Source organism: Streptomyces sp. NPDC104761, from assembly GCF_055583445.1.
Window position 1 is genome coordinate 485,600 of record NZ_JBVJNZ010000004.1, and the last position, 14,252, is coordinate 499,851.

Below are 14,252 nucleotides of genomic sequence, written 5' to 3' on the forward strand. Positions count from 1 at the left end.
CGCAATGGGCTCCTGATTCAGCTGTGCTCGGCGATGAGCTCGCGGGCCGCGTCGAGGTCGTCGGGGGTCTTCAGGGCCAGCGTCCGCACGCCGGGCAGGGCGCGCTTGGCCAGGCCGGTCAGGGTGCCGCCGGGGCACACCTCCAGGAGGGCGGTGACGCCGAGCTCCTTGAAGGTCTCCATGCACAGGTCCCAGCGGACCGGGTTGGCGACCTGGCCGACCAGGCGCTCCACGATCTCGGCGCCGGACGCGACGGCCCGGCCGTCCTTGTTGGAGACGTAGGTGAACTTCGGGTCCAGCGGCGCGAGTTCCGCGGCCGCCTCGGCCAGCTTCTCGACGGCGGGGCCCATGTGGTGCGTGTGGAAGGCGCCGGCGACCTTGAGGGCGACGACCTTGCGGACGCCCTCGGGCTTGTCCTCGTTCAGCGCGGCGAGCTGCTCCAGGGTGCCGGCCGCGACGATCTGACCCGCACCGTTGATGTTCGCCGGGGTCAGGCCGAGCTTCGCCAGGTGCGCCACGGAGACCTCCGGGTCGCCGCCGAGCAGCGCCGACATGCCGGTCTCGGTGATCGCGGCGGCCTCGGCCATCGCCAGGCCGCGCTTGCGCACGAGGGCCAGCGCGGCGGTCTCGTCCAGGACGCCCGCGAAGGCGGCGGCGGTGATCTCACCGACGCTGTGCCCGGCGACCGCGCCCGGCGCGATGCCGGCGATGTCACCGAGTGCCGCGCCGGAGACGAGTCCGGCGGCGACGAGCAGCGGCTGTGCGATCGCGGTGTCCCGGATCTCGTCCGCGTCGGCGTGCGTGCCGTAGTGCACCAGGTCGAGACCGATGGCGTCCGACCAGGCACGCAGACGGTCCTCGACACCGGGAAGGTCGAGCCAGGGGGTCAGGAAGCCAGGGGTCTGGGCGCCCTGGCCGGGAGCGACGAGTACGAGCACTCTCACACTCTCTCTTGGGGACGGCCACGGCCGCCCGTGGGGACAGGGACGAAGAACACGAGGGGGTTTTGTGGGCCCCCGACAAAATCCTATGACTGGGGATCTCCATCGACCAGACGCCCCAGGATCAGCGCGATCCGCAGTGTGAAGGCGGATCGTACATCGGACGGTGACCATCCGGTGACGTCAGTCACACGTCGGAGCCGGTAGCGCACGGTGTTCGGGTGAACGAAGAGCATCCGGGCCGCACCCTCCAGGCTGCTCGCCTGCTCCAGATATACGCTCAGTGTTTCCAGCAGAGCCGAACCGGCTTCTTCCAGCGGTCTGTAGATCTCCTCCACCAACTGCTCGCGCGCGCTCGGATCGCCCGCGATGGCGCGCTCCGGAAGCAGATCGTCCGCCAGCACCGGCCGCGGCGCGTCCTGCCAGGCGGAACAGGCCTTGAGCCCGGCGGCGGCGGCCTGCGCGGACCGGGTGGCCGCCAGCAGGTCGGGCACCACCGGCCCGGCGACGACCGGCCCCGCGGCGTACGGCCCGATCAGCGACTTGGCCACGGCCAGCGGATTGTCGTTGCCGCCCGCGATGACGACGAGGCGGTCCCCGAGCACCCCGGTCAGCACCTGGAGCTTGGCGTGCCGGGAGGCCCGCCGGATCGCCTCGACGGTCAGCTCGCTGTCCCCGTCCGGCGCGGTCCCGAGCACGACGCACACGTTGTCGGGCGAGTTCCACCCGAGCGCCGCGGCCCTGCTGACGGCCCCCTCGTCGGCCTCCCCGCTCAGCACGGCGTTGACGACCAGCGACTCCAGCCGCGCGTCCCAGGCACCGCGTGCCTCGGCGGCCTGCGCGTACACCTGGGCGGTGGCGAAGGCGATCTCACGGGCGTACACGAGCAGCGCCTCGCGCAGCACGCTCTCGTCGCCGGGTGCCGCGACCTCGTCGATCGCGCTCTCCATGACCTCGATGGTGGTCCGCACCATCTCCACGGTCTGCCGCAGCGTGATCGCCCGGGTCAGCTCCCGCGGCGCGGTCCCGAACACGTCCGTCGAGATCGCCTGCGGGGCGTCCGGGTGCCGGAACCACTCGGTGAAGGCCGCGATGCCCGCCTGGGCGACGAGCCCGATCCAGGAGCGGTTCTCCGGGGGCATGGCCCGGTACCACGGCAGGGTCTCGTCCATCCGCGCGATGGCCTGGGCGGCGAGGCTGCCGGACGACTTCTCCAGCCGCTTGAGGGTCGCGGAGTGCGAATGGACCGGATGAGCCGAGGGGTCGGACTTGCGCGTTACGGGTTCGGGCACGGGGACAAGACTGCCTTATCCGGACGGGAGCCTGCGCCGCCGGGTGCCGACTGCGGTCTACGGTGGTCCCGTGATGGACGTCAGGCGCGCCGCGGAGCGCTACCCGGGAGGCGACCCGGCGACCGGCATCGAGTCCCGGCACGCCTTCTCCTTCGGCCCGCACTACGACCCCGGCAACCTCCGCTTCGGAGCGGTCATCGCCTGCAACGAGGAGCGGCTGGCGCCGGGCGCCGGCTTCGACGAGCATCCGCACAGCCACACCGAGATCGTGACGTGGGTGGTCGAGGGCGAGCTCACGCACCGCGACTCGGCGGGCCACGAGACGGTGGTGCGCCCCGGCGACGTCCAGCGCCTCAGCTCGGCGGGGGGCGTCCGCCACGTGGAGCGCAACGACGGCCCCGGCCCGCTGACCTTCGTCCAGATGTGGCTGGCCCCGGCACGCCCAGGCGGCGACCCCTTCTACGACATCGTCCGCGGCATCGCCGACTCCACCCCGTACGCGGTCCCGGAGGCCGCCGCGATGCTGCACGTCCGCCGGCTGGGGGCGGGGGAGCGGACGGCGGTACCGGACGGGGCGTACGTGTACGTGCACGTGGTGCGGGGGGACGTGCGGGTGGACGGGGCGGAGCTGGGGCCGGGGGACTCCGCCCGGATCACCGACGCGAAGGACGTGGAGGTGTCGGGGATCACGGAGGCAGAGCTGTTGCTGTGGGAAATGGCTGCGGGCCACGTGTCAGCTCCATAGCTGCGGCAGGCGTGCCGCAGGGCGGCACGGGTGGGCGCAGCGGCACCCGGCCGGCCGCCGGTAAGCGTCCCCCCGTCCCGGCCGGCCTCAGCCCCGCAGCTCCGCCAGCACCGCGTCCGTGAAGGCCGGCCACGCCTCGACCGCCCAGGGCCCGAACGCCCTGTCCGTGAGGGCGACACACGCGAGCCCCGCATCGGGGTCGACCCACAGGAATGTGCCCGCCTGCCCGAAGTGGCCGAACGTCCGGGGCGAAGACGAAGTCCCCGTCCAGTGCGGCGACTTGGAGTCGCGGATCTCGAAGCCCAGTCCCCAGTCGTTCGGGTTCTGGTGGCCGTACCCCGGCAGGACGCCCTTCGTCCCGGGGTACTGCACGGTCAGCGTCGCCTCCGCCACCGTCCGCGGATCCAGCAGCCGCGGCGCCTGCAGCTCGGCCGCGAAGCGGAGCAGGTCGGAGACCGAGGACACGCCGTCCTTCGCAGGGGAGCCCTCCAGCGATGTCGCCGTCATGCCCAGCGGCTCCAGCACCGCCTGCCGGGCGTACTCGGCGAACGGCATCTCCGTCGCCTTGGCGACATGCTCCCCGAGCACCTCGAACCCGGCGTTCGAGTACAGCCGCCGCTCCCCGGGCGGCGCCGTGACCCGGTGCTCGTCGAAGGCCAGCCCCGAGGTGTGCGCGAGCAGATGCCGTACCGTCGCCCCCTCCGGCCCCGCCGGCTCGTCGAGCTCGACCGCCCCCTCCTCGTACGCGACGAGCACCGCGTACGCCGCGACCGGCTTGGTGACGGACGCCAGCGGGAAGCGGTGCCCGGCCGGCCCGTGGGTTCCGAGGACCGTCCCGTCGGCGCGTACGACACCCGCCGCGGCGGTGGGGACGGGCCAGTTCTCGATCGACGCGAGGCTGTTCAAGGACATGCCCCGACCCTAAGCGGCTCAGAGCCGCAGCATCATCGTGGGGTCCGGCTTGTGGACGAAGCCGAGCGCGGCGTAGAGCGGCTCGGCCTCCGCGGACGCGGTCAGCATGACCTGACCCGCACCCCGCTCACGGAACCAGGCCAGCAGTTCCTCCATGCACGCGCGCGCGTACCCGCGCCGGCGGGCGTCCGGGTCGGTCGCCACGCTGAAGACGTACCCGGAGCGGCCGTGCGGGTTGCCCGCCTTGCCGATCCGGTAGTCGACGGTCCCGGCCACCAGCGCCGCCAGCGCCCCCGGCCGGTCCGGGTGGTCGACGACGAACGCGGCGAAGTCCCCGTCCGGCTCGCCCAGCCGCTCCGCCAGCGCGGGCCGCGCCTCGGCGTGCCATCCCGTGGAGCTGTCCCCGCCGGGCAGCGCGTCGATCATGACCTGGCGCAGGCGCAGCACTTCCGCGGCGTCCTCGGCCGTGGCACGGCGTACGAGACTCATGCCCCGCACGCTAGTCACCGCGGGGGCCGCCCGTCGCGGGTATTTATTACCGGGTTCCGCTTGCTTCGAGTCCACTCGAAGGTCATAGCGTGGGCGCATGACGGTGATGCACACTACGACCGCGGCCCCCACCCAGCAGCCCGACCGCGCGCCCGCCGACATCTGTTCCGCCCCGCCCCGGCGGCACCCGCGACCCGAGGGCCAGGACCGCTACACGATCAGCGAGGTCGTCGCCTTCACCGGCCTGACCGCCCACACCCTGCGCTGGTACGAGCGGATCGGCCTGATGTCCAGCATCGACCGCTCCCACACCGGCCAGCGCCGGTACAGCAACCGCGACCTGGACTGGCTCGACTTCGTGACCAAGCTCCGCCTGACCGGCATGCCGGTGGCCGACATGGTCCGCTACGCGGAACTGGTGAGGGAGGGCGAGACGACCTACCCCGAGCGCCGCGAGCTCCTGGAGCAGACGAGAAGAGACGTCCTGGCCCGCATCGCCGAACTGCACGACACCTTGTCGGTCCTGGACCGGAAGATCAGTTTCTACGAGACGGGCGGCCACTGAAAACGCCCCTCGCCATGGCGCCCCGTAAGGGGCGCGAGGAACTGCGCGACCAGCCCCCACGCACTCGCACCCGAAAGAATCGCTAGAGCTCCGCCAGCAACTCCGCCTTCTTCGCGGCGAACTCCTCATCGGTCACCAGCCCCGCCTGATGCAGCTCCCCCAGGTGACGGATCCGCTCCGCGATGTCCGCGGGGTCCCGCCGCCCCGCCGGCACCGGCACCGCGGCGGCCCCCTTGGCCCGCAGGGCCTCCAGCACCGCCGCCGCGAACGGCAACGACTCGTGCACCGGCCCGTATCCCAGCCCGAACACCACGGTCGCCGGATCCTGGTCGGGCGGAACCGTCGGCTTCGCCCCCGCGAGGTCCCGCCGCAGCAGCCGCAGGTGTCCCTCGAAGACCTCGGGCGAGCGCCACTCCACGTCCCCGAGGTCGGCGACGGCGAAGCTCTGGTCGCCGGCCTTCCACTTCGCCGTGGACGCACCCGTCCACGACCACCGGAAGTGCACGGCACTGCCGTCGAAGCTCGCCTTCCCGTCGTAGGCCTTGAACTGCCGGGGCCCCTCGGGCGCGGCGACCAGAAACCTTTCGGCCGGTCCGGAGGCGGTGAGCAGCGGCCGCAGCTCGTCGGCGTAGTACTCGGCGAGGGTCGCCCGCTCCGCCGGGACCACCAGGCGGTAGGGGTCGCTGCCGTCCTTCAGCTGCCCGGCCGCCGCCTCGAGGAGGGGATCGGCGCCGGGGCGCGGCTCGGCCTTCAGTACGACGGTGCCCCGCTTCCCGGGCGTGAGGGTCACGCCGGCCAGCGCGGCCAGCGGTACCCGGCGTTCGCCCAGGCTCTGGAAGAGCTTGGGTGTTCGAATCCCCCGTTCGTAGCGGATGAGCATGGAGTCGGACTCGAACTCCCAGGCGGCATGAAATCCGGCCAGTACGTCACCCATGCGGCTCATCGTATGCGGCACGTGCTTCCCCGTCCCATCCCCGCGCATACCGCACTTCCTGCTGTCTCTACGCGCGTCCGGCCATCGACGTGCCGGACAAACCCGCCCGGCACCCGTCATCGTCGTGGGCGCAGGTCACCGCGCCGTATGCGCCGACCCCGACGTCCGCGAGGTTGCGCAGGCTGTCCGTGCCCGGCTCGAAGTAGCCGGCGTGTCCCTTCGCGTCGTGCGCCGACAGCACCCGGGCGCCGAACGCGGAGGAGACGGGGTCGGCGCCGTGGCCGAGTCCGCCGAGCTCCAGATAGGGGACGTCCTGGATCCAGTCGGTCGCGTCCCGCATCGCCCACACCCGGGCCGAGGTGCCCAGGTGGGAGGCGTTCTCGACGCGCATCCCGGGGCTCGCGGCCACCGCTATGTCGGCCACCCGGTCCGGCATGGTGTGCGCGGCGACCCCGCAGACCACCGAGCCGTAGCTGTGACAGAACATCGACACCGGTGCGTCCCCGGGCAGCGCGCGCAGCAGCGCGTTGAGGCGTACGGCGCCCTGCTCGGCGGCCATCCCGGTGGCGGCGTCCACGCCGAGGCCGTCGGGTGCGGTGTAGTCGGCCCAGGCGATCACTGCCGTACGGGTCGACGGGCTCGCCGTGCGCTCCGCCCCGTACAGCGCCTTGGCCATGCCGACCGGGGCGGTGTACTGCCGGTTCGTCTTCTGGAAGGTGAGCAGGTCGGTGTCGACGCCGGGGACGACGACGGAGATCCGCTCGGCCTTCGTGAGGTCGCCGAACACCTCGGCGACCCGGCCGCCGCCGTCCGGGTCGAAGGCGAGGATCTGCCGGCCGTTCGCCATCAACGCCTCGTAGCGGTGCATGCGACGGCCGGCGTCCTGTTGGCCGGCCGTGCTGAGCCGTGGGTCGTGCATGCGTTTCTTCTCAACGGCGCGCTGCTGGCCGAGGGCGATGTCGTTGGCGTGGTAGCGCAGTTCGACCGGGGCGCCGTTCATGTTGCCCACGGCGAGCGGGTACCGGTGCACGAGCCGGTCGCGCTCCTGCGCGGTGAGCGAGGTGAAGAACCGGGTGAGGAGCGCGGGCGACGCCTCCGGGTCCGGCAGGTGCAGGCCGTGGACGCTGCCGCGCTCCCACTTGGCGAGGGAGGTCTGCAGGGCGGTGGTCTCGCGGTGCGTGCGCAGGGCGGTCCAGCCGGTGGTCGCGAGCATCACGAACACGACGGCCAGGGCAAGCAGTGCGCGCCAGACGTTGAGGGGCGGGGAGGTGTCGAAGGAAGTCACTGGGAGGACACACTAGGAGAACGAAGGGGTCTCGCGTTAACTGAGTGACGGTTATCACGTTTTGGCAAACGTGAGGCCTGTCTCAGGCGAGTGTGACGGGGCGTCAGCCCTCTCGCCAGTTCCCGGTGAGCGCCGGTCCCACCTGATCGAGGTACGAGGCGGTGAGTTCGCGGATCGCCGTGATGCTGAAGTCGGCGCCGACCGACCAGTGCCGCTCGGTGACCCTGATGACCGCGCCGAACACGGCGACCACGAGCCGGGGCCGGGGATCGGTGTCCGGGTCGACGCCCTCCCGCCCGGCGACGATCCGCGCGATCTCCTCCTCCGTCTCCGCCTGGCGCCGCAGATGGGCGGCGAACAGGGTCGGGGTCGCCTCGATCATCTTGTACGTGCGCAGGAACAGCTCGACCGGCACGTACCGCTCGATGGCCTCCTCGATGGTGTCCCAGCTGTCCATGACCGACCGGCGCAGCGCCTCCAGCGGGGGCTCCTCGGGCGGGCGGCGGCGCACCGCCTCGGCGTAGTGCTCCTCGGTCAGCCGCGGCACGAAGAAGGCCACGTCCTCCTTGCTCGCGAAGTAACGGAAGAAGGTCCGCTGCGAGACGTCGACGGCCGCCGCGATCTCGTCCACGGTGGTGTGCTCGTAGCCCTGGGTCACGAACAGTTCCAGTGCGGACCGCAGCAGCATGTCCCGGGTGCGCTGTTTCTTGCGTTCGCGCAGGGTTTCCATGTCTGACAGTTACTGACTAGTGAATTTGTTTGTCAACTGTCAGTGGCTGTCACTAGCCTCGAACGCATGACTAGTCAGACCACGATCGACACGGCGGGGTCGGGGGACAAGGCACCAGCAGCCCTGCCGGAACAGCCGCCGGCCTCCGGCCTGCGCGGCCACCCCTGGTTCACCCTGATCACCGTCGCCGTCGGGGTCATGATGGTCGCCCTCGACGGCACCATCGTGGCCATCGCCAACCCCGCGATCCAGAAGGACCTCGGCGCCACCTTCGCCCAGGTCCAGTGGATCACCAACGGCTACTTCCTGGCCCTCGCGGTCTCCCTGATCACCGCGGGCAAGCTCGGCGACCGCTTCGGCCACCGGCAGACGTTCCTGATCGGCGTCGTCGGCTTCGCCGCGGCCTCCGGGGCCATCGGCCTCTCCGACAGCATCGGCCTCGTCGTCACCTTCCGCGTCTTCCAGGGCCTGTTCGGCGCGCTGCTGATGCCGGCCGCGCTCGGCCTGCTGCGGGCCACCTTCCCCGCCGAGAAGCTCAACATGGCGATCGGCATCTGGGGCATGGTCATCGGCGCCTCCACCGCCGGCGGCCCGATCCTCGGCGGCGTGCTGGTCCAGCACGTCAGCTGGCAGTCGGTGTTCTTCATCAACGTGCCGGTCGGCGCCACCGCCCTGATCCTCGGCGTGGTCATGCTGCTCGACCACCGCGCGGAGAACGCGCCGCGCTCCTTCGACCTGCCCGGCATCGCCCTGCTCTCCGGCGCCATGTTCTGCCTGGTCTGGGCACTCATCAAGGCGCCGAGCTGGGGCTGGGGCGACGGCAGGACGTGGACGTTCATCGCGGTGTCGGTGCTGGGCTTCGCCCTCTTCTCCTTCTGGGAGACGCGGGTCAAGGAGCCGCTGATCCCGCTCGGCCTGTTCCGCTCGGTCCCGCTCTCGGCGGGCGTCGTGCTCATGGTCCTGATGGCCATCGCCTTCATGGGCGGCCTGTTCTTCGTGACCTTCTACCTGCAGAACGTGCACGGGATGGACCCGGTCGACGCCGGCCTCCACCTCCTCCCGCTCACCGGCATGATGATCGTCGGCTCCCCGCTGGCCGGCGCCGCGATCACCAAGCTCGGCCCGCGCATCCCGCTGGCCGGCGGCATGGCGGCCACCGCGATCGCCATGTACGGCATGTCCACGCTGAAGGCGGACACCGGCAGCGCGCTCATGTCCCTCTGGTTCGCGCTGCTCGGCCTCGGCCTCGCGCCGGTCATGGTCGGCGCCACCGAGGTCATCGTGGGCAACGCGCCGATGGAGCTGTCCGGCGTGGCAGGCGGTCTCCAGCAGGCCGCGATGCAGATCGGCGGCAGCCTCGGCACGGCCGTGCTCGGCGCCGTGATGGCCTCCAAGGTCGACAGCGACCTGCCGGGCAACTGGGCCGGCGCGGGCCTGCCGAAGCTGACCGACGCGCAGTTGGCGCAGGCCTCGGAAGCCGTCCAGGTCGGTGTCGCGCCGGTCGCCAAGGGCACGCCCGCGGAGATCGCCGCGAAGATCTCCGGCGTCGCCCATGACACGTTCATCTCCGGCATGAGCCTCGCCTCGCTCGTCGCGGCCGGGGTGGCGGCGGTCGCGATCCTGGTCGCGCTGTTCACCAAGCGCGGCGAGAACGCGGGCGCCGAGGCGGGCGTGGGCCACATCTAGCGCAACGCGCCGGGCCGATATGTCCGGTTTCTGGGAGCGAAGTTCGCCTATCAGGGTGACTCCGCTAAAGATTCCTCGCTCTTGGCACGCGCCGCAGGTCACAGTGGGTCAAGTCCTCCGCAGGGCATGGGGGGACGGGCTGGCCGCGGCGCGCTGCTGGAGGGGGGCAGCGCGCGGGCAGGTCTGCGGGCGCGGAACAGGGGTACCCGGTCATCAACCCGAACAGGTCACAAAGGCCGAGGAGTTGATGATGGCAGGCTTCGGGCAACGAACCCGCGGGTACCCCCGTTCACGTGGCGCCGCAGGCCCACGATGGGGGTCCCCCCGCTCGAGCGCAGCCGAGAGTGGGGGAGGGCTGGACCGCGACACGCTGGGCATCGTCGGCACGATCTGTGCCGTCGCCGGCTTCTTCACGCTGGGCATCGTGCTGGGGCCTGTGGCGCTGGTGTGCGGCTGGTTGTCGATGGGCCGGGCATGGAACCCGAAGAGTTCCATACCGGCGCTGGTGGCAGTGGTACTGGGCGCGATCGACACGCTGCTGGCGCTGCTGTGGCTGGCCGGCGCCGGCGTATCGCTCTAGCGCGCGGGCCGGTGGGGGCTGGCCGCGCAGTTCCTCCCCCAGCCTTAGGCCGGGGGTACCGTCAGCGCCCCTTACGGGGCGCTGCACTCGCGCCGGCCTCCCAGCCTGCGGGCAGCCGCGCCGGCCTCCCAGCCTGCGGGCAGCCGCGCCGGCCTCCCAGCCTGCGGGCAGCCGCGTCAGCTTCTTAGCTGCGGGCAGTCGTGCCTCCCCCAGAGCCCGAAAGGCCTGGGGGGACCCCCAGGCGGCTCGGGTGGGCGCAGCGGCAACCGGCCAGCGCCGGTGAGCGGCGCCCGTCCCCAGCCCCCACCCCCTCGCTCAGGGCGGCGACCTCCGCCCTGAGCGCCCGCACTTCCTCGGTCAGCATCCCGATCGCCTCCGTCTGCCGCCGCTCCTCCACGTCGTCCTGCTCGAACCGCGCGATGAACCAGGTCGCGATGTTCGCCGTCACCACACCGAGCAGGGCGATCCCGGAGAGCATGAGGCCCACCGCGATCATCCGGCCCAGCCCGGTCGTCGGCGCGTGGTCGCCGTACCCCACCGTCGTCATCGTCGTGAACGACCACCACAGGGCGTCACCCAGCGTCCGGATGTTCCCGTTCGGCGAGTCGCGTTCCACCGACAGGACGGCCAGCGAGCCGAACATGAGCAGGCCGATCACCGCGCCCACGACGTACGTCGTCAGCCGGATCTGGGAGGCCATCCGGGCCCGCCGCCCCACCAGCATCAGCGTCGCCACCAGCCGCAGCAGCCGCAGCGGCTGGAGCAGCGGCAGCACCACCGCGCAGAGGTCTATCCAGTGCGTCCGCACGAACTCCTTGCGGCGGGGCACGAGGGCGAGCCGTATCAGGTAGTCCACGGCGAAGCAGCCCCACACCACCCATTCCGCCACCGTGCACACGGCGGTGAGGGCATGCCCGGCGGAACCGTCCACGATCGGCAGCGCGTAGGCGACGGCGAAGGCCACCGCGAGCGCCAGCAACGGCCGTTGGGTCGCCTGCTCCCAACGGGCCTGTGCCGACTGTCGTTCCATGGAGGCATCGTAGGCATCATCCGCGCCCCGAAGGGGCGCGAGGAACTGCGCGACCGGCCCCCACCGGACCCGCAGCTCCCCACAGTCCGCAACGGCCGAGGCCGAGCGCAGCGGCTACGCGTCGCCGCCCGCCGCCCCCGGGTGCGCCGCCGTCACGTCCAGCAGCTGGTACCGGTCGATGGCCTGCTTGAGCACCGAGCGGTCGAGCTTCCCCTCGCGGGCCAGTTCGGTCAGCACCGCGACCACGATCGACTGCGCGTCGATGTGGAAGAACCGGCGCGCCGCGCCCCGCGTGTCGGCGAAGCCGAACCCGTCGGCGCCCAGCGACTGGTAGGTGCCCGGCACCCAGCGCGCGATCTGGTCCGGAACCGACCGCATCCAGTCGGAAACGGCCACGAACGGACCCTCGGCGCCGCTCAGCTTCTGCGTCACCCACGGCACCCGCTGCTCCTCCTCCGGGTGCAGCAGGTTGTGCTCCTCGCAGGCCACGGCCTCGCGCCGCAGCTCGTTCCAGGAGGTGGCGGACCAGACGTCCGCCTTCACGTTCCAGTCCTCGGCGAGGATCTTCTGGGCCTCGATCGCCCACGGGACCGCCACGCCCGACGCCATGATCTGCGCCGGGACCGTGCCCGCCGTGCCCGCGCTGATCCGGTGGACGCCCTTGAGGATGCCCTCGACGTCGACGTCGGCCGGCTCGGCCGGGTGCTGGATGGGCTCGTTGTAGACGGTCAGGTAGTAGAAGACGTCCTCGCCGTGCGGGTGCTCCGCGTCGCCGCCGTACATGCGGCGCAGGCCGTCCTTGACGATGTGCGCGATCTCGTACGCGTACGCCGGGTCGTAGGCCACGCACCCCGGGTTGGTCGAGGCCAGCAGCTGGGAGTGGCCGTCGGCGTGCTGGAGGCCCTCACCGGTCAGGGTCGTACGGCCGGCGGTCGCGCCCAGGACGAAACCCCGCGCAAGCTGGTCGGCCATCTGCCAGAACTGGTCGCCGGTGCGCTGGAAACCGAACATCGAGTAGAAGACGTAGACCGGGATGAGCGGCTCGCCGTGCGTGGCGTAGGCGGAACCGGCCGCGATCAGCGAGGCCGTGCAGCCCGCCTCCGAGATGCCGTCGTGCAGCATCTGGCCGGTCGGGGACTCCTTGTACGCGAGCAGCAGGTCGCGGTCCACCGCCTCGTACTGCTGGCCGAGCGGGTTGTAGATCTTCGCGCTCGGGAAGAAGGAGTCCATGCCGAAGGTGCGGTACTCGTCCGGCGCGATCAGCACGAAGCGGCGGCCGAGCTCCTTGTCCCGCATGAGGTCCTTGAGCAGTCGTACGAACGCCATCGTCGTGGCGATCGACTGCTGGCCGGTGCCCTTCTTCACGGTCGCGTACGTCTTGTCGTCCGGGAGCGCGAGCGGCTTGGAGCGTACGACGCGGGTCGGCACGTAGCCGCCGAGGCCCTTGCGCCGGTCGTGCATGTACTGGATCTCCTCCGAGTTCCGGCCCGGGTGGTAGTACGGCGGCAGGCCGGACTCCAGCTCCCGGTCGGAGATCGGCAGGTGCAGGCGGTCCCGGAAGCCCTTGAGGTCGGCGACCGTCAGCTTCTTCATCTGGTGCGTGGCGTTGCGGCCCTCGAAGTTCGGGCCCAGCGTCCAGCCCTTGATCGTCTTGGCCAGGATGACCGTGGGCTGGCCCTTGTGCTCCGTGGCCGCCTTGAACGCCGCGTAGATCTTGCGGTGGTCGTGGCCGCCGCGGCCCAGGTGCAGGATCTGGTCGTCGGTCATGTGCTCGACCATGGCGCGCAGCCGCTGGTCGTCGCCGAAGAAGTGGTCGCGGATGTACGCGCCGGACTCGGTGGCGTAGGTCTGGAACTGACCGTCGGGGGTCGTGTTCATCTTGTTGACCAGGACGCCGTCGCGGTCCTGGGCGAGCAGCGGGTCCCAGGTGCGGTCCCAGACCAGCTTGATCACGTTCCAGCCGGCGCCCCGGAAGACCGACTCCAGCTCCTGGATGATCTTGCCGTTGCCGCGCACCGGGCCGTCGAGCCGCTGCAGGTTGCAGTTGACGACGAAGGTCAGGTTGTCCAGACCCTCGCGGGCGGCGATGGAGAGCTGGCCGAGCGACTCCGGCTCGTCCATCTCGCCGTCGCCGAGGAACGCCCAGACGTGCGACTTGGAGGTGTCGGCGATCCCGCGCGCGTGCATGTAGCGGTTCATCCGCGCCTGGTAGATCGCGCCGATCGGGCCGAGGCCCATCGACACCGTCGGAAACTCCCAGAAGTCCGGCATCGAGCGCGGGTGCGGGTAGCTGGAGAGGCCGTCCGGGTACTTCGACTTCTCCTGGCGGAAGCCGTCCAGCTGGGCCTCGCTGAGCCGGTCGAGCAGGAACGCGCGCGCGTAGATGCCGGGGGAGGCGTGCCCCTGGAAGAAGACCTGGTCGCCGCCGAGGCCGTCGTCCTTGCCGCGGAAGAAGTGGTTGAAGCCGACGTCGTAGAGGGAGGCCGAGGAGGCGAAGGTGGCGATGTGGCCGCCGACGCCGATGCCCGGACGCTGGGCGCGGGAGACCATCACCGCGGCGTTCCAGCGGGTCGCGTTCAGGACCTTGCGCTCGATCTCCTCGTTGCCCGGGAAGAACGGCTCGGCCCGGGTCGGGATCGTGTTGACGTAGTCCGTGCTGCGCATCTCGGGCACCGCGACGCGCCGCTCGCGGGCGCGCTCGATCAGGCGGAGCATCAGATAACGGGCCCGCTCCCGGCCGCGCTCGTCCACCGCGGCGTCGAGCGAGTCGAGCCACTCCTGGGTTTCCTCGGGATCGAAGTCAGGAACCTGACTCGGAAGGCCGCCAATGATGATCGGGTTGCGATCGGATCCGGAAGCCACGCTGTTCCTTACCTGTCAGAGGGCCACTGATTCCCTGTTTTTTTTCGGTTTTCACTGTTCCCTGCGCTTGGCCTGCACCGCTGTCCATCGTCCACCCGGGGGCAGCGCACGTCATCTCTACCGCGAGGTAACTCGGGACCGGCCAAAACGCAACGATACGCCCGGGGTGTGACGCGCTTGGCAAACTCGTTCGACCGCCGT

13 protein-coding genes are annotated in these 14,252 nt (G+C 71.2%); 4 read left to right on the forward strand and 9 right to left on the reverse strand.

The genetic code is table 11. The features are described from left to right. Positions 1–17 precede the first annotated feature (17 nt). Together ACZ63F_RS15035 and fasR are read right to left on the reverse strand one after the other, a co-directional pair. Positions 18–938 (reverse strand): ACP S-malonyltransferase, encoded by a 921-nt coding sequence (locus tag ACZ63F_RS15035; protein WP_469711226.1) that lies wholly within the window; start codon positions 936–938, stop codon positions 18–20. Between the two features lie 89 nt (positions 939–1,027). Further along, the gene (gene fasR, locus ACZ63F_RS15040; protein WP_469711229.1) at positions 1,028–2,233 is read right to left on the reverse strand and encodes a fatty acid biosynthesis transcriptional regulator FasR; all 1,206 of its coding nucleotides are present in this window, start codon (positions 2,231–2,233) and stop codon (positions 1,028–1,030) included. Positions 2,234–2,306: 73 nt separating this feature from the next. Here fasR and ACZ63F_RS15045 point away from each other — a divergent pair, with 73 nt between their 5' ends. Then, positions 2,307–2,978: a pirin family protein gene (locus ACZ63F_RS15045; protein ID WP_469711398.1), complete on the forward strand. Its 672-nt coding sequence runs from the start codon at positions 2,307–2,309 to the stop codon at positions 2,976–2,978. 87 nt (positions 2,979–3,065) lie between these two features. Here ACZ63F_RS15045 and ACZ63F_RS15050 read toward each other — a convergent pair whose 3' ends face one another. Continuing rightward, positions 3,066–3,890, reverse strand: coding sequence for a serine hydrolase domain-containing protein (locus ACZ63F_RS15050; RefSeq protein ID WP_469711232.1), 825 nt, complete (start codon positions 3,888–3,890; stop codon positions 3,066–3,068). An 18-nt stretch (positions 3,891–3,908) separates the two neighbouring features. Then, complete coding sequence (locus ACZ63F_RS15055) at positions 3,909–4,379, reverse strand: GNAT family N-acetyltransferase (protein WP_469711235.1); 471 nt, start codon at positions 4,377–4,379, stop codon at positions 3,909–3,911. Positions 4,380–4,476: 97 nt separating this feature from the next. On the opposite strand from ACZ63F_RS15055, the gene ACZ63F_RS15060 reads away from it, so the two are divergent. Then, the gene (locus ACZ63F_RS15060; protein WP_469711237.1) at positions 4,477–4,944 is read left to right on the forward strand and encodes a MerR family transcriptional regulator; all 468 of its coding nucleotides are present in this window, start codon (positions 4,477–4,479) and stop codon (positions 4,942–4,944) included. Between the two features lie 82 nt (positions 4,945–5,026). Here the strand turns inward: ACZ63F_RS15060 and ACZ63F_RS15065 are convergent, their stop codons facing one another. The 3 genes from ACZ63F_RS15065 to ACZ63F_RS15075 form a co-directional block, all read right to left on the reverse strand. Further along, complete coding sequence (locus ACZ63F_RS15065) at positions 5,027–5,878, reverse strand: DUF4429 domain-containing protein (RefSeq protein ID WP_469711239.1); 852 nt, start codon at positions 5,876–5,878, stop codon at positions 5,027–5,029. 67 nt (positions 5,879–5,945) lie between these two features. Then, positions 5,946–7,163 (reverse strand): alpha/beta hydrolase, encoded by a 1,218-nt coding sequence (locus tag ACZ63F_RS15070; protein ID WP_469711241.1) that lies wholly within the window; start codon positions 7,161–7,163, stop codon positions 5,946–5,948. Positions 7,164–7,266: 103 nt separating this feature from the next. Next, on the reverse strand, positions 7,267–7,893 hold the full coding sequence (locus ACZ63F_RS15075) for a TetR family transcriptional regulator (protein ID WP_469711244.1): 627 nt from the start codon (positions 7,891–7,893) through the stop codon (positions 7,267–7,269). Between the two features lie 66 nt (positions 7,894–7,959). Here ACZ63F_RS15075 and ACZ63F_RS15080 point away from each other — a divergent pair, with 66 nt between their 5' ends. Both ACZ63F_RS15080 and ACZ63F_RS15085 read left to right on the forward strand, forming a co-directional pair. Next, a complete protein-coding gene (locus ACZ63F_RS15080) occupies positions 7,960–9,579 on the forward strand; it encodes an MFS transporter (RefSeq protein WP_469711246.1) in 1,620 nt (539 codons plus the stop codon). A gap of 250 nt (positions 9,580–9,829) precedes the next feature. Beyond that, positions 9,830–10,159, forward strand: a complete 330-nt coding sequence (locus ACZ63F_RS15085; RefSeq protein WP_469711248.1) for a small hydrophobic protein — start codon at positions 9,830–9,832, stop codon at positions 10,157–10,159. A gap of 184 nt (positions 10,160–10,343) precedes the next feature. Here ACZ63F_RS15085 and ACZ63F_RS15090 read toward each other — a convergent pair whose 3' ends face one another. Then, positions 10,344–11,189, reverse strand: coding sequence for a potassium channel family protein (locus tag ACZ63F_RS15090; RefSeq protein ID WP_469711251.1), 846 nt, complete (start codon positions 11,187–11,189; stop codon positions 10,344–10,346). A 114-nt stretch (positions 11,190–11,303) separates the two neighbouring features. Then, positions 11,304–14,051 (reverse strand): pyruvate dehydrogenase (acetyl-transferring), homodimeric type, encoded by a 2,748-nt coding sequence (gene aceE / locus ACZ63F_RS15095; RefSeq protein ID WP_469711254.1) that lies wholly within the window; start codon positions 14,049–14,051, stop codon positions 11,304–11,306. Positions 14,052–14,252 lie beyond the last annotated feature (201 nt).